The sequence below is a fragment of the Bacteroides sp. CACC 737 genome (assembly GCF_013874375.1).
Taxonomy (GTDB): domain Bacteria; phylum Bacteroidota; class Bacteroidia; order Bacteroidales; family Bacteroidaceae; genus Bacteroides; species Bacteroides uniformis.
Genome location: NZ_CP059408.1, coordinates 4,145,099 through 4,171,896, shown reverse-complemented (window position 1 = coordinate 4,171,896; position 26,798 = coordinate 4,145,099). Strand labels below are relative to the sequence as shown.

25 protein-coding genes and 4 tRNA genes are annotated in these 26,798 nt (G+C 45.6%); 2 read left to right on the top strand and 27 right to left on the bottom strand.

Features of this window, described 5'->3' with window-relative positions; all coding sequences use genetic code 11:
• Window positions 1–4: 4 nt before the first annotated feature.
• The 25 genes from rplB to rpsU all read right to left on the bottom strand — a co-directional run bounded on the left by rplB (window position 5) and on the right by rpsU (window position 21,276).
• On the bottom strand, window positions 5–829 hold the full coding sequence (gene rplB / locus H1A11_RS17225) for a 50S ribosomal protein L2 (protein ID WP_117601006.1): 825 nt from the start codon (window positions 827–829) through the stop codon (window positions 5–7).
• Between the two features lie 5 nt (window positions 830–834).
• Window positions 835–1,128, bottom strand: a complete 294-nt coding sequence (rplW, locus tag H1A11_RS17220; RefSeq protein ID WP_005825706.1) for a 50S ribosomal protein L23 — start codon at window positions 1,126–1,128, stop codon at window positions 835–837.
• A 16-nt stretch (window positions 1,129–1,144) separates the two neighbouring features.
• Window positions 1,145–1,771, bottom strand: a complete 627-nt coding sequence (rplD, locus tag H1A11_RS17215) for a 50S ribosomal protein L4 (protein WP_005825707.1) — start codon at window positions 1,769–1,771, stop codon at window positions 1,145–1,147.
• Window positions 1,771–2,388: a 50S ribosomal protein L3 gene (gene rplC / locus H1A11_RS17210; protein ID WP_117601005.1), complete on the bottom strand. Its 618-nt coding sequence runs from the start codon at window positions 2,386–2,388 to the stop codon at window positions 1,771–1,773. The genes rplD and rplC overlap by 1 nt, the downstream gene beginning before the upstream one ends.
• Window positions 2,389–2,407: 19 nt before the next feature.
• Entirely contained in the window at window positions 2,408–2,713 is a 306-nt protein-coding gene (gene rpsJ / locus H1A11_RS17205; protein WP_004291244.1) for a 30S ribosomal protein S10, read from the bottom strand.
• Between the two features lie 87 nt (window positions 2,714–2,800).
• A complete protein-coding gene (gene fusA, locus H1A11_RS17200) occupies window positions 2,801–4,918 on the bottom strand; it encodes an elongation factor G (protein WP_117601004.1) in 2,118 nt (705 codons plus the stop codon).
• Between the two features lie 57 nt (window positions 4,919–4,975).
• Entirely contained in the window at window positions 4,976–5,452 is a 477-nt protein-coding gene (gene rpsG / locus H1A11_RS17195) for a 30S ribosomal protein S7 (protein ID WP_005825710.1), read from the bottom strand.
• A 156-nt stretch (window positions 5,453–5,608) separates the two neighbouring features.
• A complete protein-coding gene (gene rpsL / locus H1A11_RS17190; RefSeq protein ID WP_005825712.1) occupies window positions 5,609–6,010 on the bottom strand; it encodes a 30S ribosomal protein S12 in 402 nt (133 codons plus the stop codon).
• Window positions 6,011–6,127: 117 nt separating this feature from the next.
• Window positions 6,128–6,439: a DUF3467 domain-containing protein gene (locus tag H1A11_RS17185; RefSeq protein ID WP_117601003.1), complete on the bottom strand. Its 312-nt coding sequence runs from the start codon at window positions 6,437–6,439 to the stop codon at window positions 6,128–6,130.
• A gap of 271 nt (window positions 6,440–6,710) precedes the next feature.
• Window positions 6,711–11,006: a DNA-directed RNA polymerase subunit beta' gene (gene rpoC, locus H1A11_RS17180; RefSeq protein WP_117601002.1), complete on the bottom strand. Its 4,296-nt coding sequence runs from the start codon at window positions 11,004–11,006 to the stop codon at window positions 6,711–6,713.
• A 108-nt stretch (window positions 11,007–11,114) separates the two neighbouring features.
• A complete protein-coding gene (rpoB, locus tag H1A11_RS17175) occupies window positions 11,115–14,927 on the bottom strand; it encodes a DNA-directed RNA polymerase subunit beta (RefSeq protein WP_117601001.1) in 3,813 nt (1,270 codons plus the stop codon).
• A 105-nt stretch (window positions 14,928–15,032) separates the two neighbouring features.
• Window positions 15,033–15,410 (bottom strand): 50S ribosomal protein L7/L12, encoded by a 378-nt coding sequence (rplL, locus tag H1A11_RS17170; protein WP_004291279.1) that lies wholly within the window; start codon window positions 15,408–15,410, stop codon window positions 15,033–15,035.
• A 61-nt stretch (window positions 15,411–15,471) separates the two neighbouring features.
• A complete protein-coding gene (gene rplJ, locus H1A11_RS17165) occupies window positions 15,472–15,993 on the bottom strand; it encodes a 50S ribosomal protein L10 (RefSeq protein ID WP_005825719.1) in 522 nt (173 codons plus the stop codon).
• A gap of 15 nt (window positions 15,994–16,008) precedes the next feature.
• Window positions 16,009–16,707, bottom strand: coding sequence for a 50S ribosomal protein L1 (gene rplA / locus H1A11_RS17160; protein WP_005825721.1), 699 nt, complete (start codon window positions 16,705–16,707; stop codon window positions 16,009–16,011).
• Window positions 16,708–16,722: 15 nt separating this feature from the next.
• Window positions 16,723–17,166, bottom strand: coding sequence for a 50S ribosomal protein L11 (gene rplK, locus H1A11_RS17155; RefSeq protein WP_005825722.1), 444 nt, complete (start codon window positions 17,164–17,166; stop codon window positions 16,723–16,725).
• 57 nt (window positions 17,167–17,223) lie between these two features.
• The gene (nusG, locus tag H1A11_RS17150; RefSeq protein ID WP_005825724.1) at window positions 17,224–17,766 is read right to left on the bottom strand and encodes a transcription termination/antitermination protein NusG; all 543 of its coding nucleotides are present in this window, start codon (window positions 17,764–17,766) and stop codon (window positions 17,224–17,226) included.
• Between the two features lie 12 nt (window positions 17,767–17,778).
• The gene (gene secE, locus H1A11_RS19790; RefSeq protein WP_005825726.1) at window positions 17,779–17,967 is read right to left on the bottom strand and encodes a preprotein translocase subunit SecE; all 189 of its coding nucleotides are present in this window, start codon (window positions 17,965–17,967) and stop codon (window positions 17,779–17,781) included.
• A gap of 14 nt (window positions 17,968–17,981) precedes the next feature.
• Window positions 17,982–18,054 (bottom strand) — tRNA-Trp (locus tag H1A11_RS17140).
• A 56-nt stretch (window positions 18,055–18,110) separates the two neighbouring features.
• The gene (gene tuf, locus H1A11_RS17135; protein ID WP_117601000.1) at window positions 18,111–19,295 is read right to left on the bottom strand and encodes an elongation factor Tu; all 1,185 of its coding nucleotides are present in this window, start codon (window positions 19,293–19,295) and stop codon (window positions 18,111–18,113) included.
• Window positions 19,296–19,345: 50 nt separating this feature from the next.
• A tRNA-Thr gene (locus tag H1A11_RS17130) sits at window positions 19,346–19,417 on the bottom strand.
• A 17-nt stretch (window positions 19,418–19,434) separates the two neighbouring features.
• Window positions 19,435–19,517: transfer RNA gene (locus tag H1A11_RS17125), tRNA-Tyr, on the bottom strand.
• A gap of 124 nt (window positions 19,518–19,641) precedes the next feature.
• Window positions 19,642–19,715 (bottom strand) — tRNA-Thr (locus H1A11_RS17120).
• Between the two features lie 93 nt (window positions 19,716–19,808).
• Window positions 19,809–20,108 (bottom strand): ribosome hibernation-promoting factor, HPF/YfiA family, encoded by a 300-nt coding sequence (gene hpf, locus H1A11_RS17115; RefSeq protein ID WP_117600999.1) that lies wholly within the window; start codon window positions 20,106–20,108, stop codon window positions 19,809–19,811.
• A gap of 18 nt (window positions 20,109–20,126) precedes the next feature.
• Window positions 20,127–21,011 (bottom strand): tyrosine recombinase XerC, encoded by an 885-nt coding sequence (gene xerC / locus H1A11_RS17110; RefSeq protein WP_117966499.1) that lies wholly within the window; start codon window positions 21,009–21,011, stop codon window positions 20,127–20,129.
• A 73-nt stretch (window positions 21,012–21,084) separates the two neighbouring features.
• Window positions 21,085–21,276 (bottom strand): 30S ribosomal protein S21, encoded by a 192-nt coding sequence (gene rpsU / locus H1A11_RS17105; protein ID WP_005825735.1) that lies wholly within the window; start codon window positions 21,274–21,276, stop codon window positions 21,085–21,087.
• 279 nt (window positions 21,277–21,555) lie between these two features.
• On the opposite strand from rpsU, the gene H1A11_RS17100 reads away from it, so the two are divergent.
• Window positions 21,556–23,349, top strand: coding sequence for an aminopeptidase P family protein (locus H1A11_RS17100; RefSeq protein ID WP_181757500.1), 1,794 nt, complete (start codon window positions 21,556–21,558; stop codon window positions 23,347–23,349).
• Between the two features lie 3 nt (window positions 23,350–23,352).
• Window positions 23,353–23,865 carry a gamma carbonic anhydrase family protein gene (locus tag H1A11_RS17095; RefSeq protein WP_117600996.1) on the top strand — a complete coding sequence of 171 codons (513 nt, stop codon included), beginning with the start codon at window positions 23,353–23,355 and terminating at the stop codon, window positions 23,863–23,865.
• Window positions 23,866–23,954: 89 nt separating this feature from the next.
• Here the strand turns inward: H1A11_RS17095 and H1A11_RS17090 are convergent, their stop codons facing one another.
• Window positions 23,955–25,175 carry a 3-deoxy-D-manno-octulosonic acid transferase gene (locus H1A11_RS17090; protein WP_117600995.1) on the bottom strand — a complete coding sequence of 407 codons (1,221 nt, stop codon included), beginning with the start codon at window positions 25,173–25,175 and terminating at the stop codon, window positions 23,955–23,957.
• Window positions 25,176–25,206: 31 nt separating this feature from the next.
• The gene (gltX, locus tag H1A11_RS17085; protein WP_119961940.1) at window positions 25,207–26,733 is read right to left on the bottom strand and encodes a glutamate--tRNA ligase; all 1,527 of its coding nucleotides are present in this window, start codon (window positions 26,731–26,733) and stop codon (window positions 25,207–25,209) included.
• Window positions 26,734–26,798 lie beyond the last annotated feature (65 nt).

Below are 26,798 nucleotides of genomic sequence, written 5' to 3'. Positions count from 1 at the left end.
CAGATTACTTCTTTCTTCTCTCAATAATATACTTAGACGATTGTTTCTTCGGAGCTCTTGTCTTAAGACCCTTAGCATACAATCCCTTACGAGATCTCGGGTGTCCTCCTGAAGCACGTCCTTCACCACCACCCATCGGGTGATCAACCGGGTTCATAACAACACCACGGTTACGCGGACGACGTCCTAACCAGCGAGAACGTCCAGCTTTACCCGAACTTTCCAATCCATGATCTGAGTTACCTACACTACCGATAGTAGCCTTACAAGTACTGAGGATCTGACGAACCTCCCCTGAAGGCAACTTGATAACGCAGTACTTACCTTCTCTGGAAGTCAACTGAGCGAAGTTACCGGCCGAGCGAACCAAGGCAGCGCCTTGTCCCGGACGTAATTCGATGTTGTGAATTACAGTACCGACCGGAATATTCTGAAGTGGAAGTGCGTTTCCGATTTCCGGAGCAGCAGCCTCACCTGACATCAAAGTCATACCAACTTGCAATCCGTTGGGAGCAATAATATATCTTTTTTCTCCATCTGCATAAAACAACAAAGCAATACGAGCCGAACGATTCGGATCATATTCAATTGTTTTAACTACTGCAGGCACACCGTCTTTATTTCTCTTGAAATCTACGATACGAATAATCTTCTTACTACCGCCACCGATGTAGCGCATAGTCATCTTACCTTCATTGTTACGACCACCTGAAGATTTCTTACCAAATACAAGAGACTTTTCTGGTACCCGTGCAGTAATCTCTTCGTAAGTACCAATAATTTTATGTCTTTGCCCCGGTGTTGTGGGCTTAAATTTACGTACTGCCATTTTTATTAAATATTGCTATAAAAATCAATAGTATCTCCTTCTTTCAACGTAACGATAGCTTTCTTGAACGCATTCGTACGTCCGTTGATGATACCGGCACGAGTATAGCGGCTCTTATTTTTGCCGGCATACTTCATCGTATTCACATCAACTACTGTAACGTTGTAAAGGGCTTCAACTTCCTTCTTAATTTCCAGTTTATTAGCTTCAGGACGCACGATAAAGCCGAAACGATTGTTCGTTTTATCAGTAATTGCAGTCATCTTCTCTGTCACTAACGGTTTAATAATAATTCCCATTATTTAAGCCTCCTTTTTACATTAAGATATTGTCGATAGCAGAAAGTGCACTTTCAGCAAACACAACAACCCCAGCGTCCAATACTCTATAAGTATTCAACCCTGAGATAGTCTGCACATTAGCACCCTTTACATTACGAGCCGACAAATATACGTTTTTATTTGCTTCTGGTAAAATCACAAGCAGCTTTTTGTCAGAAACTTTAAGATTTTTTGTCATTGCAACGAAATCTTTAGTCTTCGGAGCTTCAAAAGAGAAGTCTTCCACCACTACAACCGCGTTGTTCTGAGCCTTGTATGACAAAGCTGACTTACGAGCCAGAGCCTTTACTTTCTTGTTTAATTTGAAGTAGTAATCTCTCGGTTTCGGACCGAATACGCGTCCACCACCAACAAGTACCGGTGAGTTCATGTCACCACGACGTGCACCACCGCCACCTTTCTGGCGACCGATTTTACGAGTAGAACCACTGATTTCGCTTCTTTCCTTTGACTTGTGTGTACCCTGACGCTGGTTAGCCATAAACTGTTTAACATCCAAGTAGATAGCGTGGTCGTTGGGCTCAATTCCGAAGATAGACTCGTTTAACGTAATCTTTCTCCCAGTGTCTTCACCTTTAATGTTATATACGTTAACTTCCATTATTTCTCAATTATTACGATTGAACCTTTGCAACCAGGAACAGACCCCTTAATCAAAAGAAGATTATGCTCCGCGATTACCTTTAATACCTGCAGGTTTTGAACAGTTACTCTGTCGCCACCAAGCTGTCCACCCATGCGCATTCCCTTGAATACTTTTGCGGGGTAAGAACAAGCACCAATAGAACCCGGCTTACGAGCGCGGTTGTGCTGACCGTGAGTAGTCTGGCCTACACCACCGAAACCGTGGCGCTTTACCACGCCCTGAAACCCCTTACCCTTAGAGGTACCTACAACGTCAACAAAAGTTGTGTCATTGAACAGTTCTACAGTAACAGTGTCACCCAGATTCAACTCTGTTTCAAATTCTTTGAACTCAGCCAAGTGTTTCTTGGGAGTTACTCCAGCTTTTTTAAAGTGCCCCATCAAAGGCTTTGTAGTGTGCTTCTCCTTCTTATCTTGGAAGCCCAGCTGAACAGCTTCATAACCGTCCTTTTCTACAGTTTTCACTTGAGTAACAACACAAGGACCTGCTTCGATAACAGTGCATGGTACATTCTTACCCTCGGCACTGAAAACGGATGTCATTCCGATTTTTTTTCCTAATAATCCTGGCATTTCACTTAATTTTTAATACTTACACTTTAATTTCTACTTCCACACCACTCGGCAACTCCAACTTCATCAGAGCGTCTACTGTCTTAGCTGTTGAGCTATAGATGTCAATCAGTCTCTTGTAAGAAGAGAGTTCGAATTGTTCACGCGACTTCTTGTTAACGAAAGTCGAACGGTTCACGGTAAAGATACGCTTGTGCGTAGGAAGAGGAATCGGACCGCTAACGATAGCGCCCGTTGTCTTCACCGTTCTTACAATTTTCTCAGCTGACTTGTCAACCAAGTTGTGGTCGTAAGATTTCAGTTTGATTCTAATTTTTTGACTCATTACTGTTTTTAGTTATTAAATAGTTATATAAGATGAAGTTCCGCAGGCTAAGAGTCATTCGCTAGCCTACGGGACTTCAAGTTTTTTTTAGATTAAGTCAGCACGGCCTTTCACTTCCTCCAATACTGCCTTGGCAATAGAGTTGGAAACCTGGGCATGGTGAGAATATACCATTGAAGAGGTTGCACGACCAGAAGTGATGGTACGCAATGCTGTTACGTAACCAAACATTTCTGCCAGCGGAACCATTGCCTTCACGATACGTGCACCGGAACGGCTAGATTCCATACCTTCCACCTGGCCACGACGCTTGTTCAAGTCACCGATAACATCACCCATGTTTTCTTCCGGAGTAACAACTTCCAGCTTCATGATAGGCTCCATCAATACCGGACCCGCCTTAGCACAAGCGTTCTTATATGCCTGGATAGCACAGATTTCGAAAGACAACTGGTCAGAGTCAACCGGGTGGAAAGAACCGTCAATCAAAGTTACTTTCAGTGAATCCAGCGGATAACCAGCCAACACACCGTTCTTCATAGCAGTAGTGAAGCCCTTCTGTACAGACGGAATAAATTCCTTAGGGATGTTACCACCCTTCACTTCGTCAACGAATTGCAATCCACCTTCCTTGAAGTCTTCATCAACCGGGCCGATATTCACGATAATATCAGCGAATTTACCACGACCACCAGACTGCTTCTTGTAAACTTCACGCAAATTAACTGTCTTAGTGATAGCCTCCTTGTAGTTAACCTGAGGCTTACCTTGGTTACATTCAACCTTGAACTCACGTTTCAGACGGTCGATAATAATATCCAAGTGGAGCTCACCCATACCAGAGATAACTGTCTGACCAGTCTGTTCGTCAGTCTTAACTGTGAACGTCGGGTCTTCTTCAGCCAACTTAGCCAAACCATTTGACAGCTTATCCATATCTTTCTGAGTCTTAGGCTCAACAGCGATACCAATTACCGGTTCCGGGAAGTCCATAGATTCCAATACAATCGGTGCAGTTTCGTCACACAATGTATCACCAGTATGTATATCCTTGAAACCTACGCCAGCACCAATATCACCAGCACCGATAACTTCTACCGGATTCTGCTTGTTTGAGTGCATCTGGAACAAACGGGATACGCGTTCTTTCTTACCAGAACGAGAGTTATAGATATAAGAACCAGCCTCTATCTTACCGGAATAAACGCGGAAGAAAGTCAAACGACCTACATACGGGTCAGTTGCAATCTTAAATGCCAAAGCAGAAGTCTTTTCGTCTTCGCTCGGTTTACGATCTTCTTCAGCACCAGTTTCGGGATTTGTACCGACAACATTCTCTGTATCCAGCGGAGAAGGCAAGAATGCACAAACGTAATCAAGCAATGTCTGTACACCTTTGTTCTTGAATGAAGAACCGCAAAGCATCGGAACGACAGCCATTTGCACTGTTGCGTTACGGAGAGCTCTCAAAACCTCTTCTTCTGTAATGGTAGAAGGATCATCGAAATATTTCTCCATCAAAGCATCATCAAACTCAGCCACTTTTTCGAGCATCTTATCTCTCCATTCGTTAGCTTCGTCTACCAGATTTGCAGGGATTTCCTCTACTGTATAGTCAGCGCCCATTGTTTCATCATGCCAATAGATAGCTTTCATTTTGATAAGGTCTACCAGGCCTTTGAAAGATTCCTCAGCACCGATAGGAACGACGATAGGACACGGATTAGCTCCCAAAACATCCTTCATTTGGCGAACTACTTCAAAGAAGTCAGCGCCCGAACGGTCCATCTTATTAACGTAAGCGATACGCGGTACGTTATATTTGTCAGCTTGGCGCCAAACTGTCTCAGATTGCGGTTCAACACCACCTACTGCACAGTAAGCAGCAACGGCGCCATCAAGAATACGCAAAGAACGCTCTACCTCAGCGGTAAAGTCAACGTGTCCCGGAGTGTCAATCAAGTTAATTTTATAAGTATCACCGGCATATTTCCAACGAGTGGTAGTAGCAGCAGAAGTGATAGTGATACCACGTTCCTGTTCTTGCTCCATCCAGTCCATTGTAGCGGCACCATCGTGCACCTCACCGATTTTGTGGGTTAAACCCGTGTAAAACAAAATACGTTCAGAGGTCGTTGTCTTTCCGGCATCGATGTGGGCCATGATACCGATATTACGTGTCAAATGTAAATCATGCTTTGCCATTTTCTAATTCCCTTACTTTAAGTTTTTAATCTTCTAATTGGTTAGTCTCTTATAGTATTAGAATCTGAAATGAGCAAACGCACGGTTAGCTTCTGCCATTCTGTGCATGTCTTCTTTACGTTTGTAAGCACCACCCTGTTCGTTGAAAGCATCCATGATTTCAGCGGCTAACTTGTCAGCCATTGACTTGCCACCACGCTTACGTGCAAAGATAATCAAGTTCTTCATTGAAATTGACTCCTTACGGTCAGCACGGATTTCTGTAGGAACCTGGAAAGTAGCACCACCCACACGGCGAGACTTCACTTCCACCTGAGGAGTCACATTATCCAGAGCTTTTTTCCAAATTTCAAGAGCGGATTTCTCTTCGTTCTGCATTTTATTCTTCACTGTTTCCAACGCAGCATAGAAGATTTCATAAGAAGTGTTCTTCTTTCCATCGTACATCAAATGATTCACGAACTTGGAAACTTTTACATCATTGAACACGGGATCCGGAAGGATAACGCGTTTTTTCGGTTTTGCTTTTCTCATTTGTCTGAAAGAATAATGTTTTTCGTTCTTGGTTGTTTACTTCTGTCTTCTTCAACTCTCCCTCCGGAGAATTTACTCAACCTTTAGCATTTCCAACAAACTAAAACGTAAGTTATTACTTTTAATTTTTCTGTTTTTGGGTATCAGGCCACCAGATTATTTCTTCTTAGCAGGAGCTGCTTGACCCGGTTTCGGACGTTTTGCGCCGTATTTGGAACGTCTTTGTGTACGACCTGCAACACCTGCAGTATCCAAAGTACCACGTACGATATGATAACGCACACCCGGAAGGTCTTTTACACGACCACCACGTACCAATACAATAGAGTGTTCTTGCAAATTGTGACCTTCTCCCGGAATATAAGAGTTCACCTCTTTACCATTGGTCAAACGTACACGAGCTACTTTACGCATAGCTGAATTCGGTTTTTTCGGAGTGGTTGTATACACTCTCACGCAAACGCCACGTCTTTGAGGACAAGAGTCCAAGGCTGGAGACTTTGATTTCTCCACCAGCACTTCGCGTCCTTTTCTTACTAATTGCTGAATTGTAGGCATTTTAATTGTTTTTAGTTATATATTATTGTTTATATTAATTCAGAACTATACACTTTTGGGCTGCAAAGATACTAATAAGTTTTGAATAATCAATGCACTACAAGTTTTTTTTTAATTTTACGCTTCACCCTTGATGTTGGGAAGAGGCGGAAATGTTTGTTCGTCCGGCATGTGAATCGGTCCGAAAGAGCGTTCGTATTTCCCAATATTCTCTTCGAGTGCACGCAGCAAACGCTTGGCATGTTCGGGTGCCAAAACTATGCGCGATTGCACACCAGCCTTTGGCATTCCAGGCATCACGCGAATAAAGTCGAGAATAAATTCCGAACTGGAATGAGTTATAATAGCCAAATTGGCATATGTACCTTGCGCCACTTCTTCCTTCAATTCTATCTGAAGTTGACCGTTGTTGTTTTCTTGATTTTCCATGTTGCACAATTATTTTTAAAATGTTCTTAAAAGATAGACCAAAAGTACTCTTTTTTTTCGGACGATATACATTTAAGTCCCCAAAAGACACATAATAATCCGTCCAGAAAAAGAAGCAAGCCACTACAATCGTTTTGCAGTAGCACTATAACAAACATGCAGAAGCGTTGCAATACAGAAGGAAGAGGCAAAGATAAAACAGAGAGGGAATACTCCTTCTTATAGGATATTCCCTCTCTCTATTTAATAGAATTATATTGACGTTGTAAGGTTATCCCTCTACTTTCTCGTCTACAGCATAATCAAGTACCGTCTTCTTGTTAGCAAGCATACGGTCGTACTCTTCTTTGGAGCCAACAATAATCTTCTCGAACTCGCGCTGTCCGGTACCGGCAGGAATCAGGTGACCGCAGATTACGTTCTCCTTCATACCTTCCAGACGGTCCACCTTTCCGTTGATGGCAGCCTCGTTCAGCACCTTCGTCGTTTCTTGGAAGGAAGCAGCCGACATGAAGCTTGAAGTCTGCAATGCAGCACGGGTGATACCTTGAAGAATCTGAGTAGAAGTCGCAGGTACAGCGTCGCGCACTTCCACGGGTTTCAAGTCGCGGCGTTTCAACATGGAGTTCTCGTCACGCAGCTTGCGGGCCGTCACGATCTGACCAGCCTGCAAACTCTGGGAATCTCCAGCATCCACTACCACCTTCTTTCCCCAGATACGGTCGTTCTCTTCCATGAATTCCATCTTGTCAACAACTTGCTGCTCCAGGAAGCGGGTATCACCCGGCTCGTCAATTTCCACCTTGCGCATCATCTGACGTACGATGATTTCAAAGTGCTTATCGTTAATCTTCACACCCTGCAGACGGTAAACGTCCTGAACCTCGTTCACGATATATTCCTGCACGGCTGTAGGACCTTTGATGGCCAGGATGTCCGCAGGTGTGATAGCACCGTCTGATAACGGAGTACCAGCACGTACATAGTCGTTCTCCTGAACCAAAATCTGCTTGGACAACGGTACGAGGTACTTCTTCACTTCGCCGGTCTTGGAAGTAACGATGATTTCGCGGTTACCGCGTTTCACTTTACCCATGGTAACCTCACCGTCGATTTCTGAAACCACAGCAGGATTAGACGGGTTACGTGCCTCAAACAGCTCAGTGACACGGGGAAGACCACCCGTGATATCACCCGCTTTACCTACGGCACGCGGAATCTTCACGATAACTTCACCGGCCTTTACCTTTTGACCGTCCTCAACCACCACGTGGCCACCTACCGGCAAGTTGTATGTACGGATCAGTTCGCCGTCTTCTGTCATGATGTGTGCGGTAGGCACCTTCGTCTTATCCTTAGACTCAATGATGATGATTTCGCGCAAACCGGTAGATTCATCAGACTCTACCTTATAAGTCACGTTTTCAATAACGCCTTCAAATTCAATCTTACCGGTAGCTTCGGTAATGATAACTGCGTTGAACGGATCCCAACGGGCAATCATCTTGCCCTTCTCTACCATTTCACCGTCAGCAGCATAGAGCGTAGAACCGTAAGGTACGTTGTGGGTAGAAAGAACAATACCCGTGTTGACATCCACGAAACGCACTTCAGCCAGACGGCCTACCACTACCTTTGCAGGTTCGCCTGCTTCGTCAATAACGTCTACCGTACGGAGTTCTTCGAATTCCAAACGGGCAGGGTTCTTAGCCACGATACTTGCGTTGGCAGCGATATTGGCTGCCGTACCACCGGCATGGAATGTACGCAGTGTCAACTGTGTACCCGGCTCACCGATAGACTGTGCAGCAATTACGCCGACTGCCTCACCTTTCTGAACCATGCGGCTGGAAGCCAGATTACGTCCGTAACACTTGGCACAAACACCCTTCTTGGATTCGCAGGTCAATACGGAACGGATTTCAACACTCTCAATCGGGGAATCTTCAATCTTCTGCGCAATGTCTTCGGTAATTTCCTCACCGCCAGCCACAATCAGTTCGCCAGTTGTAGGATGAACAATATCATGTACGGATACACGACCGAGGATGCGTTCATACAGAGTGGCGATGGTTTCGTCATTGTTTTTCAATGCTGTACAAACCAATCCGCGGAGCGTGCCGCAGTCTTCTTCATTAATAATCACATCGTGCGATACGTCAACCAGACGACGGGTCAGGTATCCGGCGTCAGCCGTCTTCAAAGCGGTATCGGCAAGACCCTTACGGGCACCGTGAGTAGAGATAAAGTATTCCAACACGGACAGACCTTCCTTAAAGTTAGAAAGAATCGGATTTTCAATAATCTGACCGCCTTCGGCACCTGCTTTCTGGGGCTTTGCCATCAAACCACGCATACCGGAGAGCTGACGGATCTGTTCCTTAGAACCACGGGCACCGGAATCCAGCATCATGTATACAGAGTTGAAACCCTGGTCGTCGCTTGAAATGGTTTTCATCAAGATGTTGGACAACTCTGAGTTCACATGTGTCCAGATATCGATTACCTGATTGTAACGCTCGTTGTTGGTGATGAAACCCATGTTATAGTTATTGATTACCTGCTCTACTTCATCATAACCTTTCTGTACTAATGCTTCCTTCTCTTCCGGGATGATGATATCCCCCAAGTTGAACGACAGACCACCCTTGAAGGCCATGTAGTAACCGAGGTTCTTGATCCCGTCGAGGAAGTCGGCTGCCTTGGCAACACCACACACCTTGATTACGTGACTGATGATATCGCGGAGTGACTTCTTGGAGATAATCGTATTGATATATCCTGCTTCTGCCGGAACAATTTCGTTGACAATGACACGGCCCACGGAGGTATCGTGCATCATCTTGTCCACAATGTTGCCATTCTCATCAACGTCTTTCACTATGACGCTTACCGGAGCGTGAATGTCGCACTTACCTTCATTATAGGCAATCAGTGCTTCTTCTGGACCGTAGAATGTCAACCCCTCACCTTTGGCACCTTTGCGCAACTTAGTGATGTAGTACAAACCGAGTACCATATCTTGGGCGGGCACAGTGATAGGAGCACCGTTAGCAGGGTTCAATATATTGTGTGACTGGAGCATCAGCATTTGTGCTTCCAGAATCGCTTCGTTGCTCAGCGGCAAGTGAACGGCCATCTGGTCACCGTCGAAGTCGGCATTAAACGCCGTACATGCCAACGGGTGCAGCTGGATTGCCTTACCTTCGATCATCTTGGGCTGGAATGCCTGAATACCGAGACGGTGAAGTGTCGGAGCACGGTTCAACAGCACCGGATGACCCTTCATCACGTGTTCCAGAATATCCCAGATAACAGGTTCCTTGCGATCTACAATCTTCTTGGCACTCTTTACTGTCTTCACGATACCGCGCTCAATGAGCTTACGGATGATGAACGGCTTATAAAGCTCAGCTGCCATCAGTTTTGGAATACCGCATTCACCCATTTTCAACTCTGGACCTACAACGATTACAGAACGTGCGGAATAGTCGACACGCTTACCCAACAAATTCTGACGGAAACGTCCTTGCTTGCCCTTCAAACTGTCAGAAAGTGACTTCAACGGACGGTTAGCGTCAGTCTTCACAGCACTCGATTTACGAGAGTTGTCGAACAGAGAGTCGACAGCTTCCTGCAACATACGTTTTTCATTACGTAAAATCACCTCAGGAGCCTTGATTTCAATCAATCTCTTCAGACGATTGTTACGGATGATGACACGACGGTAAAGATCGTTCAAGTCAGAAGTTGCGAAACGCCCTCCATCCAACGGAACCAACGGACGAAGTTCGGGTGGAATAACCGGCACAATGCGTACAATCATCCACTCAGGCTTGTTGCGTCCACGTGATGCACGGAACGACTCAACTACCTGAAGACGTTTCAGGGCTTCGGTCTTGCGTTGTTGTGAAGCATCGCTTCCGGCACGATTACGCAGTTCGTAAGACAAAGAGTCAAGATCGAGGTGTGACAGCAAATCGTAGATAGCTTCCGCGCCCATCTTGGCAATGAACTTATTGGGGTCTGAATCTTCGAGGAATTGGTTGTCTTTCGGCAACTTTTCCAGTAAGTCCAGGTATTCTCCTTCTTCCAGCAAGTCGTACTGTGCCACTTCGTCGGACAGTACACCTGGCTGAATGACAACATAACGCTCGTAATAGATAATGGCATCCAGTTTCTTGGTGGGCAGGCCCAACAAGTAACCGATTTTGTTGGGAAGTGAACGGAAATACCAAATGTGAGCCACGGGCACAACGAGCTGGATATGTCCCATACGCTCACGGCGCACTTTCTTTTCAGTCACTTCCACACCACAACGGTCGCAGACGATGCCTTTGTAACGGATACGCTTGTACTTACCGCAATGGCACTCGTAATCCTTGATAGGACCAAAGATGCGCTCGCAGAACAATCCGTCGCGTTCGGGCTTATACGTACGATAGTTGATGGTTTCAGGCTTTAATACTTCACCACTCGAATTCTCAAGGATTTCCTCAGGAGAAGCCAAACCGATAGAGATTTTCGAGAAATTACTCTTTATCTTGTTATCTTTTCTAAAAGCCATAAATTTATTTAATTGATAATTGACAATGGAAAATTGAAATTGAAAAACTGAAAACCGATAATTGAGAATGGTAACTTGCATTATCCATTCTCAATTATCAATTATCCATTATTCTAAGTTGATGCTCAAGCCCAAACCTCTCAACTCGTGCAGCAATACGTTCAGTGACTCGGGGATACCCGGAGCAGGCATCGGCTCACCCTTCACGATTGCTTCATAAGCCTTGGAACGTCCTACAACGTCATCAGACTTGATAGTCAGGATTTCCTGCAGAATGTGTGCGGCACCGAATGCTTCGAGAGCCCAAACTTCCATTTCTCCAAAACGCTGACCACCGAACTGTGCCTTACCACCCAACGGCTGTTGCGTAATGAGTGAGTACGGACCGATGGAACGTGCGTGCATCTTGTCTTCAACCATGTGACCGAGCTTCAGCATGTAGGTCACACCTACCGTAGCCTGCTGCTCGAATGCTTCACCGGTACCACCATCATACAGCGTTGTCTTGCCGTAACGGGGCAAGCCGGCCTTATCGGTCCATTCGTTCAAATCGTCCAAAGATGCACCGTCAAAGATAGGAGTGGCAAACTTCACGCCCAAGTTCTTTCCGGCACGACCGAGAACGGCCTCGAATATCTGACCGATGTTCATACGTGAAGGCACACCCAACGGATTCAGCACGATGTCTACCGGAGTACCGTCAGCAAGGAACGGCATGTCTTCCTGGCGTACCACGCGGGAAACAATGCCCTTGTTACCATGACGACCAGCCATCTTGTCACCGACACCAATCTTACGTTTCTTGGCAATGTATACCTTGGCCATCTGAATGATACCTGCGGGCAACTCGTCACCGATAGTAATGGCAAACTTCTTGCGCTTCAACTCGGCATCGAGTTCCTTATACTTCTTGATGAAGTTCATCACCAACGCACGAATCAGTCCGTTGGTATGTTCATCCTTCGTCCAGTTGCTCAACTGAACAGCAGTGAAGTCCAAATCACTGAAGTCGGAAGCAGAGAATCTGGCGCCTTTGGAAATTATGTCGGCACCCATGTAATCCTTCACACCTTCCGATGTATAGTTTTCTGTAAGCTTCAACAGTTTGTTTATCAATACTTTCTTGAGATCACCTATCTTGGCATCGAATTCGTCGTCAATCTTCGGCAGCAGAGCCTTGTCGGCCAGCTTGGAGCTGCGAGTCTTAATAACACGAGAGAACAGACGCTTACCGATAACAACACCTTTCAAAGAAGGAGAAGCTTTCAAAGAAGCGTCCTTCACATCACCGGCCTTATCACCGAAGATGGCACGGAGCAGTTTCTCTTCCGGAGAAGGATCTGATTCACCCTTCGGAGTAATCTTACCGATAAGGATATCCCCCGGCTCGATGCGGGCACCCACACGAACAATACCGTTTTCGTCAAGGTCTTTAGTCGCTTCCTCACTTACATTGGGAATGTCAGAAGTCAACTCTTCCATACCACGCTTCGTTTCACGAACTTCCAAAGAATATTCTTCCACGTGTACAGAAGTCAAAAGGTCCTCACGAACCACGCGTTCGTTCAGTACAATAGCATCCTCATAGTTATAGCCCTTCCACGGCATGTAAGCAACCAGCAGGTTCTTACCCAATGCAAGCTCTCCGTCTTCGGTTGAATAACCTTCTGTCAAAATTTGACCTGCAGTAACGCGCTGGCCCTTCTCGCAAATCGGACGGAGGTCAATCGTCATGTTCTGGTTGGTACGGCGCCATTTCGGGATATTATATTCTTTCAATGCAGGCTCGAAGCTTACGAATTCCTCCTCTTCCGTACGGTCGTACAGAATACGGATAGTCGTTGCATCCACGAATTCAACCACACCGTCACCCTCGGCAGTAATCTGCGTACGGGAATCGCGTGCCAGCTGACGTTCGATACCAGTACCTACAATCGGAGCTTCGCTCTTCAACAAAGGAACAGCTTGACGCATCATGTTTGATCCCATCAATGCACGGTTGGCGTCATCATGCTCCAGGAACGGAATCAAAGAAGCTGCAATAGAAGCAATCTGCTGGGGAGATACGTCCATCAATTCCACCTCGGAAGGAGGAACCACCGGATAGTCGGCATCCTGACGGGATTTTACTTTATCACGTACAAAAGTACCGTCATCGTTCAAAGGAGCATTACCCTGCGCAATAATCTTGGCTTCCTCTTCTTCTGCGGTGAGGTAAACCAAACCTTCGTCAGAAAGGTCAACCTTACCATCTGCCACCTTACGGTACGGAGTTTCAATGAAGCCGAGCTCGTTGATTTTCGCAAATACGCAGAGTGAAGAAATCAAACCGATGTTCGGACCTTCAGGAGTCTCGATAGGACAAAGACGCCCGTAGTGAGTATAGTGTACGTCACGAACCTCGAAGCCTGCACGTTCGCGTGACAAACCGCCAGGACCCAGGGCAGACATACGGCGCTTGTGAGTAATCTCGGCCAGCGGGTTGGTCTGATCCATGAACTGTGACAAAGCATTCGTTCCAAAGAATGAATTGATAACGGAAGAGATTGTCTTGGCGTTAATCAGGTCAATAGGAGTAAAGACTTCATTGTCACGGACGTTCATACGTTCGCGGATAGTACGCGACATACGTGCCAGACCGATGGCAAACTGATTGGACAACTGTTCGCCCACTGTACGCACACGACGGTTGCTCAAGTGGTCGATATCATCCACATCCGCTTTCGAGTTAATCAACTCGATGAGATATTTGATAATTTCGATAATATCTTCCTTGGTAAGGACACGCACGTCCATATCGGTCGTCAAGTTCAACTTTCTGTTGATACGATAACGGCCTACATCACCCAGGTCATATCTCTTTTCTGAGAAGAACAAGTTATTGATAACTTCGCGTGCACTGGCATCATCGGCTGGGTCTGCATTACGCAGCTGGCGGTAGATGTAGAGTACAGCTTCTTTTTCCGAGTTACTCGGGTCCTTCTGCAGAGTATTATATATAATAGAATAGTCAGACTGGTTCGGTTCTTCCTTGTGTACAAGGATATTCTGAACACCCGACTCTAATATAATATCAACATGTTCCGGCTCGATTACAGTTTCACGATCGATAACGACTTCGTTACGCTCGATGGAAACAACTTCACCGGTATCTTCGTCTACAAAATCCTCAATCCATGTTTTCAACACACGTGCGGCCAACTTACGTCCCACCATCTTCTTAAGATTCGTCTTGTTTACCTTCACGTCTTCCGCCAAATTAAAGATCTCGAGAATGTCCTTGTCATTCTCAAAACCGATGGCTCTCAGCAAAGTAGTAACCGGCAATTTCTTCTTACGGTCAATGTAAGCATACATGACGTTGTTGATGTCGGTGGCAAACTCAATCCACGAACCCTTGAACGGGATGATACGGGCTGAGTACAACTTGGTACCGTTGGCATGTACGCTCTGTCCGAAAAATACGCCCGGTGAACGGTGAAGTTGGGATACAACCACACGTTCCGCACCGTTGATGACGAATGTCGCCTTATCCGTCATGTAAGGAATGGGACCTAGGAACACGTCCTGAATGACCGTGTCAAAATCTTCGTGGTCGGGGTCGGTACAATATAATTTCAATTTTGCCTTCAAAGGCACGCTATATGTAAGCCCTCGCTCTATACATTCATCAATGGTATAGCGCGGCGGATCAATATAGTAGTCCAAAAACTCAAGAACAAAATTATTTCTTGTATCGGCAATGGGGAAGTTTTCAGCAAATACTTTATACAGTCCCTCGTTCTTACGCTTCTCGGGTGGGGTGTCCAGTTGTAGAAAGTCTTTGAATGACTTCAATTGTACTTCCAGAAAATCCGGATATTCAAGCGGATTCTTAGTCGAAGCAAAATTAACTCTTTGATTTACAGTATTTGAAGACATCTGTTAATGGATTTGTAGAACTTAATTTTAAATATATACACAAAAAGGTTAAGAACCCTTTTCACGAAGGGTTCCTAACCGAATTACCTGATTTACAGGCTAATGTTATTTAAGTTCAACTTCAGCTCCAGCTTCTTCCAATGTTTTCTTCAATGATTCTGCTTCGTCTTTAGCCAAACCTTCTTTTACTACGCTAGGAGCACCGTCTACCATGTCCTTAGCTTCCTTCAAGCCAAGACCGCAAGCTTCCTTAACGGCTTTAACTACCTGAAGTTTAGCTGAGCCAGCGCTCTTCAATACTACGTCGAAAGAAGTCTTTTCTTCTGCGGCAGCAGCACCACCAGCTGCAGGACCAGCAGCAACAGCTACAGCTGCAGCAGCAGGTTCAATACCATATTCTTCTTTCAGGATTGTTGCAAGTTCATTAACTTCTTTTACTGTCAAGTTAACTAATTGTTCTGCAAAAGCTTTCAAATCTGCCATTTTTGTATGATTTTTAATTGTTTAAATACTAAATAAATTGATATAATTCTTTTTCCGAAATTTACGCTTCGGGACGTTCACCAAGAGTCTTGAGAACTCCGTGGAGGGTGTTACCACCTGATTGCAGAGCAGAAATAACATTCTTGGCCGGTGACTGCAGCAATGCAACGATATCGGCAATAACTTCATTCTTACTCTTGATACTTACGAGAGCATCCAACTGGTCAGCACCAACATAGAAGCTTTCTTCTGCATATGCAGCCTTCAGTCCGGGAATACCATTCTTAGCCTTATCTTTGATCAACTTGGCCGGTGCGTTAGCAACGTTGCTGAACATTACGGCAGTTGTACCTTTCAGAGAACCATAAAGCGGAGAAAAGTCTTCTTCCAGGCTTTCCAATGCCTTGTGAAGCAATGTATTCTTAACTACCATCAATTTGATGTCAGCTTTGAAACATTCTCTTCTCAACATGCTGGTTGTAGCAGCATTCATGGCAGTGGTATCCACCAAATAGAAGTGACCGTATTCCTTCACTGTAGCAGCAATCTGCTCAATAATCGTACTTTTATCTTCCTTTCTCATTATTACTCCGTTTTATTAGATTTCTTCTACTGTTTTCGGGTCAATCTTGATGCCCGCACTCATCGTGCTAGAAAGATAAATACTCTTAATATATGTACCCTTGGCTGCAGTCGGTTTCAATTTATTCAAAGTAGAGATGAATTCTTTCGCATTGTCGCGAATTTGCTCAGCGCTAAATGAAACTTTACCGATAGAAGTATGAACAATACCGCTCTTGTCAACCTTGAAGTCGATTTTACCTTGTTTTACTTCTCTTACAGCTTTAGCAACATCCATAGTTACAGTGCCACTCTTGGGGTTAGGCATCAATCCACGAGGACCGAGCACACGACCGAGTGCACCAATCTTACCCATGATGGACGGCATAGTGATAATCACATCAATATCAGTCCATCCACCTTTGATCTTTTCAATATATTCGTCAAGACCAACATAGTCAGCTCCGGCTTCTTTTGCAGCAGCTTCAGCATCTGGTGTACAAAGCACCAAAACGCGTACAACCTTACCAGTACCGTGAGGAAGTGATACAACACCTCTCACCATCTGGTTGGCCTTACGCGGGTCAACGCCCAAACGTACGTCGATATCCAGAGAAGCGTCAAACTTGGTATAAGTGATTTCTTTTACCAACTGAGCAGCTTCCTTGAGAGAGTATGCTTTCCCTGCTTCAATTTTTTCTGCAGCCAACTTTTGATTTTTTGTCAGTTTACCCATTCTAATTGAAGTTTATTAATTATTAACCGGGAACTCCCCTTTTACAGCGATACCCATACTTCTAGCTGTACCGGCAACCATTTTCATGGCAGCTTCTACAGTGAAACAGTTCAAGTCAACCATTTTGTCCTGAGCAATCGTACGAACTTGTTCCCAAGTAATCTCGGCAACCTTCTTACGGTTAGGCTCAGCAGAACCACTCTTTTGCTTCGTCACTTCCAACAACTGGATAGCCACGGGAGGAGTCTTGATTACAAAATCGAAAGACTTGTCTGCGTAGTAAGTGATAATCACAGGAAGAATCTTTCCTGCTTTGTCTTGGGTTCTGGCGTTGAATTGCTTGCAAAACTCCATGATATTGATACCCTTGGAACCCAAAGCAGGTCCTACTGGGGGAGATGGATTTGCCGCGCCTCCTTTAATCTGTAATTTGATTAGTCCAGCAACTTCTTTAGCCATTTTCTAATTGATTTATATATAAACATTAATGAAGAATACTACAGCGTAACACCTGCACTATTCTTTTTCAACTTGCATAAAGCCCAATTCGAGCGGAGTCTTCCGTCCGAATATCTTGACCATGACCTTCAGTTTCTTCTTCTCGGTGTTCACTTCTTCAATGATTCCACTGAATCCACTGAACGGACCGTAATTCACCTTTACAGTCTCGCCGACTACATACGGGATACTCAAGTCTTCACCTGATTCCTGCAATTCGTCAACCGTACCAAGTATACGATTCACTTCCGACTGTCTCAGAGGTACGGGTTTTTCCGAACCACCCAAGAACCCTATCACATTAGGAGTATTTCTCAGATGATGAGCAACCTCACCCACCAGAGCAGCCTCCACCAAAACGTAACCAGGGAGATAACTTCTCTCTTTCACAATTTTCTTACCATTGCGAACCTGATATACCTTTTCGGTAGGAATCAATACCTGAGATACGTAATCACCAAGGTCGCTGTTTTTAATATCAGCTTCAAGGTATTCCTTTACCTTAGCTTCTTTTCCGCTAATAGCACGCAAAACGTACCATTTCTTTTCAATCTCAGACATTTCTTCTTACTTTTAATGTGGATAAACAAATTCCATCAGATGCTGGAAACAGAAGTCCATCGCAAATACTACCACTGCAATTAGTAGGGAAGCATATAAAACAACTACTGCACTGTTAGTAAGTTCAGAATACGTAGGCCACGACACTTTATGAACAAGTTCGTCGTAAGTTTCTTTAAAATAAGCTACAATCTTCTTCATTTCAAAAATATTAGCACGGGAGGAGAGGCTCGAACTCCCGACACCCGGTTTTGGAGACCGGTGCTCTACCAACTGAGCTACTCCCGTTTGTACATAATCAGTTCCCGATGTATACCGGGAACTGATTAAGATTATATTGGTTATTAGTCAAGAATTTCAGTAATCTGACCAGAACCTACCGTACGACCACCTTCACGGATAGCGAAACGCAAACCTACGTTCAATGCTACCGGGTAGATCAGTTCTACAGTGATTTCTACGTTATCACCAGGCATTACCATTTCAGTTCCTTCCGGAAGAGTGATTTCACCTGTACAGTCCATAGTACGCAGATAGAACTGAGGACGGTATTTATTGTGGAACGGAGTGTGACGACCACCTTCTTCTTTCTTCAAAACGTAGATAGAAGCTTTGAACTTAGAGTGAGGTTTAATCTGACCGGGCTTACAAAGAACCATACCACGTTTGATTTCGTTCTTGTCGATACCGCGGAGCAACAGACCTACGTTGTCACCAGCTTCACCCTGATCCAGCAACTTGCGGAACATTTCAACACCAGTTACAACTGACTTCTTGTCTTCACCCAAACCAAGGATTTCAACTTCGTCACCTACATGGATAACACCAGCTTCGATACGACCAGTAGCTACAGTACCACGACCAGTGATTGAGAATACGTCTTCAACCGGCATCAAGAACGGTTTATCAACATCACGCGGAGGCAGAGGAATCCAAGTATCACAAGCTTCCATCAGCTCCATAACCTTCTCTTCCCACTTTTCAACGCCATTCAACGCACCAAGAGCAGAGCCCTGGATAAACGGAGTGTTGTCGCCATCGAATTCGTAAGCTGAAAGCAGTTCACGCATTTCCATTTCAACGAGCTCCAACATTTCAGCGTCGTCTACCATATCACACTTGTTCATGAATACAACCAATCTCGGTACGTTTACCTGACGAGCCAACAAGATATGCTCACGAGTCTGAGGCATCGGACCATCAGTAGCAGCAACTACGATGATAGCACCGTCCATCTGAGCAGCACCAGTTACCATGTTCTTTACGTAGTCAGCGTGACCCGGGCAGTCTACGTGAGCGTAGTGACGGTTAGCTGTTTCATACTCTACGTGAGAAGTATTGATAGTGATACCTCTTTCTTTTTCTTCAGGAGCGTTATCGATAGAATCGAAAGAACGCAGTTCAGAAAGACCTTTCTTTGCCAACACTGTAGTGATAGCAGCTGTCAACGTGGTTTTACCGTGGTCAACGTGACCAATTGTACCAATGTTTACGTGCGGTTTGGTACGTTCGAATTTCTCTTTAGCCATAGCTTTACTTGTTATTTATTTGATTAATAATCAGCTTTTACATTTTTGTGAGCTGTTACCGGGACTTGAACCCGGGACCTCTTCCTTACCAAGGAAGTGCTCTACCGCTGAGCTATAACAGCAAGGAGAATAAGAGTTGTGGGCAAAGATGGATTCGAACCACCGAAGGCGTAAGCCAGCAGATTTACAGTCTGCCCCATTTGGCCACTCTGGTATTTGCCCCTACATTATAAAAAGAACTCTTTTCCTTACTAAATCATCGCAGAGTAAACTTTACCCGAACGATTTCCGTTTTCATATCACCTCCACCTCGTGAAGAAAGACTTATTCCACTCATCCTTGAGCGAGCCTCTTGTCGGATTCGAACCAACGACCCCGAGATTACAAATCACGTGCTCTGGCCAACTGAGCTAAAGAGGCAAGCTAAAAAATGCAACCGTAACGTTCATTGCGTGAGCGAAACGGCTGCAAATTTAGACATTTATTTTTTACCCGCAAAATTTTAGCGGAAAATTATTTGCTCCGTTGCTTTTCCTTGTACTTAACCAGCTGTTTTCCCAAAGCTTCCAGACATAAATCTACCGCTTCTTCAAACGTATCACAAACCTTGTTTGCATAAAACTCACCATTGGGAACCAACACTTTCACTCCGGCTTCTTTATTTTCGGCTGTTTCTGGTTTTACTACCTTTAATGACACCTCTACTTTCTTTATATCGTCGTAAAATTTCTCCAACTTAGCAACTTTCTTTTGAACGAAAGACTGCAATTGCTCTGACGCATCAAAGTGAATCGATTGAATTCTTACTTCCATACTTACCTCCTTTTTACTTTAGGCTCGGGGATGAGCCTGATTATACACTTTTTTAAGCTCTTCAAAAGTAGTATGCGTATAAATTTCCGTTGTCGCCAGACTCTCGTGCCCGAGGAGTTCTTTTATCGAACCTAAATCAGCACCATTGTTCAGCATAGCCGTTGCAAAGGTGTGCCTCAGCACGTGGGGACTTCTTTTTTTTACAGTCACTACCTTCGAAAGGTTTCGTTTCACAAGGCATGCTACGATACCGCGGTAAAGCCTCTTTCCATTCTTCCGGATAAAAAAAGCATCCGAGCGAACCGGAACAGCCTCATTCCGCACATTGACATATTCCCTCATCGAGCGCCCCAGCTCCTCATCAAAAGGTATAAGACGTTGCTTATTCCGCTTTCCTGTCACTTTAACGAGAGAAGCCGAAAAATCAATATCTTTGTCATCCAACCCTATCAATTCTGAAAGTCGCATGCCGGTAGCATAGAACATTTCAACAATCATATGGTCGCGACACCCTTCAAAACCTTCACCAAAATCCATATCATCCAACAACCTATCCATCTCACCTTCTCTCAGAAATACTGGAAGCGGTTTTTTCTTTTTGGGCCCCGTAACTTTTCGTAACGGATCTACCGCAACCTCACCTCTCCTCAAAAGGAATTTATAATATGTCCGGATAGAGCTCAGCTTTCGGTTTATCGTATTAGAAGCAAGTCCTTTGTCCATCAAGGAAGCAATCCATTCACGAACAAGTTCTGCATCTACATCCGATGGAGTCAAGTCCCCCCACATTTCTTCTCCAAACCTCTGCAGTTCAAGAATATCTGTCCGATAGTACTCAATCGTACCTTTGGAATAGTTCCGCTCGTACAGAAGATAGTCAAGAAAAGAATCTGTCAACAACATATCGCTACATATCTAAAATCATGCAACGAATGTATGAAAAAGAATTCAATAATTCAAAGGAATTTACGAATTATTAATCTTCTACTTGCTGAAGTTGTTGAACGTAAACAGCACGTTCTTTCTTAAGTCTTTTAGTCACAGACGGTTTATCGAACTGTTGTCTGCGTCTCAATTCCTTAACTGTGCCAGTTTTTTCAAACTTTCTTTTGAATTTCTTCAGCGCTTTTTCAATGTTTTCGCCTTCTTTTACAGGTACTACAATCATTTTCTTTTAATTAAATGTTAATGGTTTAAAAATCTCACGATCAAATTGAGCGGCAAAATTACACATACTTTCTTTATTCACAAAACTTTCTGCAAAAAAATTACCCATAATTCCTAATTATCAAACGAATGAGCAGAGGGAAAGATGTTTTTATTGAGCCAATCCGCTAAAATCCGTGAAGCATGGCAATTTTTTAAAAGAGAATGTGTAACTTTGAAAGCAGAGAATGGAGAGATTATAAACTCATTTACACGCCTACTTAATTACATTTATAAAAATATGGCTCAGACAATCAATCAACGTATAGATGCTTTACGGGCATTGTTAAAAAGAGAAGGCATAGACGCTTTCATTATCCCCAGTACCGACCCGCACCTAAGCGAGTACGTAGCACCGTACTGGAAATCAAGAGAATGGATATCAGGTTTTACCGGTTCGGCAGGCACGGTAGTGATTACCACCGACAAGGCGGGGCTGTGGACAGATTCCCGCTATTTTCTCCAAGCCGAGCAGCAGCTGGAAGGCAGCGGCATCGACTTATACAAGGAAATGTTGCCCGAAACGCCCAGCATCCTCGATTTCCTGCGGGAGAACCTTACAGCGAATTCAGTTGTAGGTATAGACGGAAAGGTATTTTCCACCACACAAGCCATAGCCCTGCAAGAGGATTTGGCAAAAAACGACATCACCATAAAGAGCATTGCCGACCCGATGAATGAGATATGGACAGACCGCCCTCCCATGCCCGAAGCACCCGCCTTTATCCACGAGGTGAAATACGCCGGGAAAAGCTGCCCGGACAAACTGGCTGATATCCGCCGGGAAATGAAGAAAAGCGAAGCAGACGTATTATTGGTGTCGGCATTGGACGAGATAGCATGGGCACTCAACATACGCGGCAACGATGTGCATTGCAACCCCGTAGTAGTGAGCTATCTGATAATCAACGAACAAGAAACACACTTTTTCATCCAGCCCGAGAAAGTAACGGAAGAGCTTTCAGCCTATCTGGAAGAAGCCGGCGTCACCATCCACGCTTATGAGGACACCGAATCCTTTGTGACAAAAATACCGGACGGCAGCATCATGCTCGACATGGGAAGGACGAATTATGCCGTTTATTCTGCCCTCCCCCCTTCCTGCCGGGTACTTGACGAGCGCTCACCGATAGCCTTGCTGAAAGCAGTCCGCAATGACCGGGAAATAGCCGGCATCCACGCAGCCATGCAACGCGACGGAGTGGCACTGGTGAAATTCCTGAAATGGCTGGAGGAGGCCGTTCCCGCAGGCAACGAGACAGAAATCAGCGTAGACAAGAAACTACACGAATTCCGTGCCGCACAGCCACTCTACATGGGGGAAAGCTTCGACACCATTGCCGGGTACAAGGAGCATGGAGCCATTGTACACTACGAAGCCACTCCGGAAACGGACGTGCCACTGAAACCCGAGGGATTCCTGCTCCTGGACTCGGGTGCGCAATACCTGGACGGCACTACCGACATCACCCGCACCATCGCACTGGGGGAACTGACCGAAGAAGAGAAGACGGACTACACCCTGATACTGAAAGGACATATCAACCTTGCCATGGCTGTCTTCCCGGAAGGTACGCGAGGAGCGCAACTGGATGTACTGGCCCGCATGCCGATATGGCAGCACCACATGAACTTCCTGCATGGTACCGGACACGGCGTAGGTCATTTCCTCAATGTGCACGAAGGTCCGCAAAGCATCCGTATGAACGAGAATCCGGTAACCCTCCGGCCAGGAATGGTCACTTCCAACGAACCGGGCGTCTATAAAGCCGGAAGTCATGGAATACGCACAGAAAACCTGATGCTGACCGTGAAGGACCGTGAAGGCATGTTCGGAAATTACCTGAAATTCGAAACCATTACCCTCTGCCCCATCTGCAAGAAAGGTATCATCAAAGAGATGCTGACGGCAGAGGAAACGGCATGGCTGGACAACTATCACCAGCATGTATACGAGAAACTTTCGCCAAGCCTGAACGAAGAAGAACGGGAATGGCTGAAGGAAGCATGCAGTAACCTAACTACTAATCACTAAAAAATGGCATTAATAAAATCAGTAAGAGGATTCACTCCCGAAATCGGGGAGAATTGTTTTTTGGCGGACAATGCGGTTATCATTGGTGACGTCAAGATGGGACGGGATTGCAGCATCTGGTTCAGCACCGTGCTGCGAGGTGACGTAAATTCAATCCGCATAGGAAACGGAGTAAATATCCAGGATGGAAGCGTACTCCATACCTTGTACGAGAAATCGACCATAGAGATAGGAGACCACGTATCCGTGGGGCACAACGTGACCATCCACGGAGCTGCCATCAAGGACTATGCTTTGGTAGGGATGGGTTCCACCATCCTTGACCACGCAGTAGTGGGCGAAGGGGCCATTGTCGCCGCCGGTTCCCTGGTATTGAGTAATACGGTCATCGAGCCGGGAAGCATTTGGGGAGGAGTCCCCGCCAAGTTCATCAAGAAAGTGGACCCGAAGCAGGCCAAGGAGCTGAACCAGAAGATTGCACACAACTATCTGATGTATTCCGACTGGTACAAATAAAGGGAGGCAAGGCCCCCCTAAAAAACAGGGCGATAAAGGGATGCCATTCCATCACCTTTATCGCCCTATCGTTATCACTCTTTACTCTTCTAAAAGTTTATCATACTCATTATCTTATCCGTCGCACCGGCATTGCTGGTCACATAATTGCTTGCATTCATGCCTGATTCGCGCAAAAAGACTTCATCTGTCAGCATACGGTCGAGCAAAGTTTTCAGCTCCTCATAATCCTTCACCGAGAAAGCGCCTTTTGTCTCCAGCAACTGGATGGCCTCCTGAAATTTCTGATACTTCGGTCCGAAAATCACCGGAATGCCATAAACTGCAGCCTCAAGGGTATTGTGGATTCCCACTCCGAAACCACCTCCGATATAGGCAATCTCGCCATAGCGGTAAATGGAAGAGAGCAGCCCGAAGCAATCAATAATCAGGCAATCGGCCTTACGGACATTCTTCTCGTTGGCACGGGTATAGCGCACATAAGGGCGTTTCAGTTTACGGATAATCTCTACCAGATGGTTCTCGTCGATGACATGCGGAGCGATAATCAACTTCACCTCCGGATGCTGATTGAAGTATTCAATAAATAAATCCTCGTCCGGCTGCCAAGAGCTTCCTGCCACAAAAGTCATCGTATTGTTCTTGAAAAGCTCCACCAAAGGCAGACGCTTAGCTTCCTCACAAATCTGCAGCACACGGTCAAAACGGGTATCCCCCACCACCGTGACACGGCTGATGCCTATCTTCGCCAGATAGCGTTTGGAGCGTTCATTCTGCACAAACAAATGGTCGAAGTCGCGCAGCACATGTCTGTACGTACCGCCATACCACTTGAAAAATACTTGCCCGCGACGGAAAATGGAGGAAATGCTGTACACCGGAATACGACGCTTATGCAGTTCGTCCAGATAGTTCTTCCAGAACTCGTACTTGATGAAGAATGCCATGCAGGGATTCACGATATCCAGGAACTTCTTCACATTTCGAGGCTTGTCGAAAGGCAGGTAGCAGACAACGTCTGCCCCCCTATAATTCTTGCGGACCTCATAGCCCGACGGCGAGAAGAAAGTCAGCAGAATACCGTAATCCGGATATTTGGCACGAATTTTCTCAATCAACGGCCGTCCCTGCTCGAACTCCCCCAAAGAAGCGGCATGGAACCATATATAGCGCACGTCCTTCTCCAACTGCTGCCGGAGAAGTTCATAAACCACCCAGTGTCCCTTCATCATCTTTCGGGGCTTACGGCTAAATGGAGCAGCCAGATGCACCAGAATATCGTAGATGGCTATTGCCAAGTCATATAGCATACTATATGGATTAAGGATGAAGAAGATTTATTCACTTTAAAGCATCAACAGCACGCTGTATACGGACCAACGTCTCTTCCTTGCCAATCAGCTCGGTAATGTCGAACATGTGCGGACCTTTACACTCGCCCACCACTGACAAGCGGAAGGCATTCATCACATTTCCCATGTGATAGCCACGCTCGGTAATCCAGCCAATCACAATATCTTCGGAAGGCTTGGAGGAGAAATCCCCGATACCGCGCAGCACATCCATCAATTCAGCCATGATGCGGGGAGTATCTTCCGACCAACGTTTCTTCACATCCTTTGCCGCATATTCCGTGGGAGCTACGAAGAAGAAACGGGTCTGGTCCCACAGTTCCTTTACGAAGTTGACGCGTCCCTTCACCAGTGAAATCACTTTCGTAAGGAACTCGTCGCTATAGTTGGAGGCATCTATGCCGTTAGACTCCAGCACCGGCCTGAAAAGACAAGCTATCTCCGCATCCGGTTTCATCATGATGTACTCATGGTTGAACCAGATACCTTTCTTATAGTCGAATTTGGCACCCGACTTGCTACAATGGCTCAAATCAAACAATTTCACCAATTCATCCATAGACATCAGTTCCTGGTCATTGCCCGGATTCCAGCCCAGCAGAGCCAGGAAATTAATGACCGCTTCGGGCAGATAACCAGATTCGCGGTAACCTGAAGAGACATCTCCCGACTTGGGGTCATGCCACTCCAACGGGAAAACCGGGAAGCCCAGACGGTCGCCGTCACGCTTACTCAATTTGCCGTTACCCTCGGGCTTCAGCAACAAGGGCAAATGCGCAAAGGCAGGCATGGTATCCTCCCACCCAAAGGCACGGTAGAGCAATACATGCAACGGTGCGGAAGGCAACCATTCCTCACCACGTATCACATGGGACACTTCCATCAAATGGTCGTCCACAATATTGGCCAGATGGTAAGTAGGTAGTTCATCTGCCGATTTATAAAGAACCTTGTCATCAAGAATGGAAGAGTTTATCACCACTTCCCCACGAATCAAGTCGTTCACATGCACATCTTCGTTCGGCTCTATCTTGAAACGCACCACGTACTGCTTACCGGCAGCAATCAGCGCGTCTACCTCTTCTTTAGGAAGGGTCAGTGAATTGCACATCTGCATGCGGGTAGAAGCATCGTACTGGAAATTCGCAATCTCCGCACGCTTTACTTCCAGCTCCTCAGGAGTATCGAAAGCGATGTAGGCTTTTCCGGCCTCCAGCAGAATCTGAACATACTTCTTGTATATTTCCCGACGTTCCGACTGACGGTACGGGCCATGGTCTCCACCGAAACTCACGCCCTCGTCAAACGGGATGCCCAACCACTTGAAAGACTCCAGGATATATTCTTCCGCACCCGGTACAAACCGGTTGGAATCAGTATCTTCAATACGAAATATCAAATCTCCTCCATGCTGACGCGCAAAGAGATAATTGTATAAAGCTGTACGCACACCGCCGATGTGCAACGCCCCCGTAGGACTCGGGGCAAAACGGACTCTGACCTTTCTTTCTGTCATAATCTACCTTACTTATGAATATTTTAGACGGCAAAATTAAACCTTTTTTTCCACACTAATGTTTT

What these genes read in the sequence shown, in the direction of transcription:
- rpsU (WP_005825735.1), bottom strand. Translation starts at nt 21,276, where the DNA reads ATGATTGTAGTACCTGTAAAAGAAGGCGAAAACATTGAAAAAGCGCTG.
- rplL (WP_004291279.1), bottom strand. Translation starts at nt 15,410, where the DNA reads ATGGCAGATTTGAAAGCTTTTGCAGAACAATTAGTTAACTTGACAGTA.
- rplJ (WP_005825719.1), bottom strand. Translation starts at nt 15,993, where the DNA reads ATGAGAAAGGAAGATAAAAGTACGATTATTGAGCAGATTGCTGCTACA.
- nusG (WP_005825724.1), bottom strand. Translation starts at nt 17,766, where the DNA reads ATGTCTGAGATTGAAAAGAAATGGTACGTTTTGCGTGCTATTAGCGGA.
- rplB (WP_117601006.1), bottom strand. Translation starts at nt 829, where the DNA reads ATGGCAGTACGTAAATTTAAGCCCACAACACCGGGGCAAAGACATAAA.
- fusA (WP_117601004.1), bottom strand. Translation starts at nt 4,918, where the DNA reads ATGGCAAAGCATGATTTACATTTGACACGTAATATCGGTATCATGGCC.
- gltX (WP_119961940.1), bottom strand. Translation starts at nt 26,733, where the DNA reads ATGACAGAAAGAAAGGTCAGAGTCCGTTTTGCCCCGAGTCCTACGGGG.
- H1A11_RS17185 (WP_117601003.1), bottom strand. Translation starts at nt 6,439, where the DNA reads ATGGAAAATCAAGAAAACAACAACGGTCAACTTCAGATAGAATTGAAG.
- H1A11_RS17100 (WP_181757500.1), top strand. Translation starts at nt 21,556, where the DNA reads ATGGCTCAGACAATCAATCAACGTATAGATGCTTTACGGGCATTGTTA.
- rplC (WP_117601005.1), bottom strand. Translation starts at nt 2,388, where the DNA reads ATGCCAGGATTATTAGGAAAAAAAATCGGAATGACATCCGTTTTCAGT.
- rplA (WP_005825721.1), bottom strand. Translation starts at nt 16,707, where the DNA reads ATGGGTAAACTGACAAAAAATCAAAAGTTGGCTGCAGAAAAAATTGAA.
- rpsG (WP_005825710.1), bottom strand. Translation starts at nt 5,452, where the DNA reads ATGAGAAAAGCAAAACCGAAAAAACGCGTTATCCTTCCGGATCCCGTG.
- rplW (WP_005825706.1), bottom strand. Translation starts at nt 1,128, where the DNA reads ATGGGAATTATTATTAAACCGTTAGTGACAGAGAAGATGACTGCAATT.
- rplD (WP_005825707.1), bottom strand. Translation starts at nt 1,771, where the DNA reads ATGGAAGTTAACGTATATAACATTAAAGGTGAAGACACTGGGAGAAAG.
- hpf (WP_117600999.1), bottom strand. Translation starts at nt 20,108, where the DNA reads ATGGAAGTAAGAATTCAATCGATTCACTTTGATGCGTCAGAGCAATTG.
- rplK (WP_005825722.1), bottom strand. Translation starts at nt 17,166, where the DNA reads ATGGCTAAAGAAGTTGCTGGACTAATCAAATTACAGATTAAAGGAGGC.
- rpoB (WP_117601001.1), bottom strand. Translation starts at nt 14,927, where the DNA reads ATGTCTTCAAATACTGTAAATCAAAGAGTTAATTTTGCTTCGACTAAG.
- rpsJ (WP_004291244.1), bottom strand. Translation starts at nt 2,713, where the DNA reads ATGAGTCAAAAAATTAGAATCAAACTGAAATCTTACGACCACAACTTG.
- rpoC (WP_117601002.1), bottom strand. Translation starts at nt 11,006, where the DNA reads ATGGCTTTTAGAAAAGATAACAAGATAAAGAGTAATTTCTCGAAAATC.
- rpsL (WP_005825712.1), bottom strand. Translation starts at nt 6,010, where the DNA reads ATGCCTACAATTCAGCAATTAGTAAGAAAAGGACGCGAAGTGCTGGTG.
- xerC (WP_117966499.1), bottom strand. Translation starts at nt 21,011, where the DNA reads ATGTTGTTGACAGATTCTTTTCTTGACTATCTTCTGTACGAGCGGAAC.
- tuf (WP_117601000.1), bottom strand. Translation starts at nt 19,295, where the DNA reads ATGGCTAAAGAGAAATTCGAACGTACCAAACCGCACGTAAACATTGGT.
- H1A11_RS17095 (WP_117600996.1), top strand. Translation starts at nt 23,353, where the DNA reads ATGGCATTAATAAAATCAGTAAGAGGATTCACTCCCGAAATCGGGGAG.
- secE (WP_005825726.1), bottom strand. Translation starts at nt 17,967, where the DNA reads ATGAAGAAGATTGTAGCTTATTTTAAAGAAACTTACGACGAACTTGTT.
- H1A11_RS17090 (WP_117600995.1), bottom strand. Translation starts at nt 25,175, where the DNA reads ATGCTATATGACTTGGCAATAGCCATCTACGATATTCTGGTGCATCTG.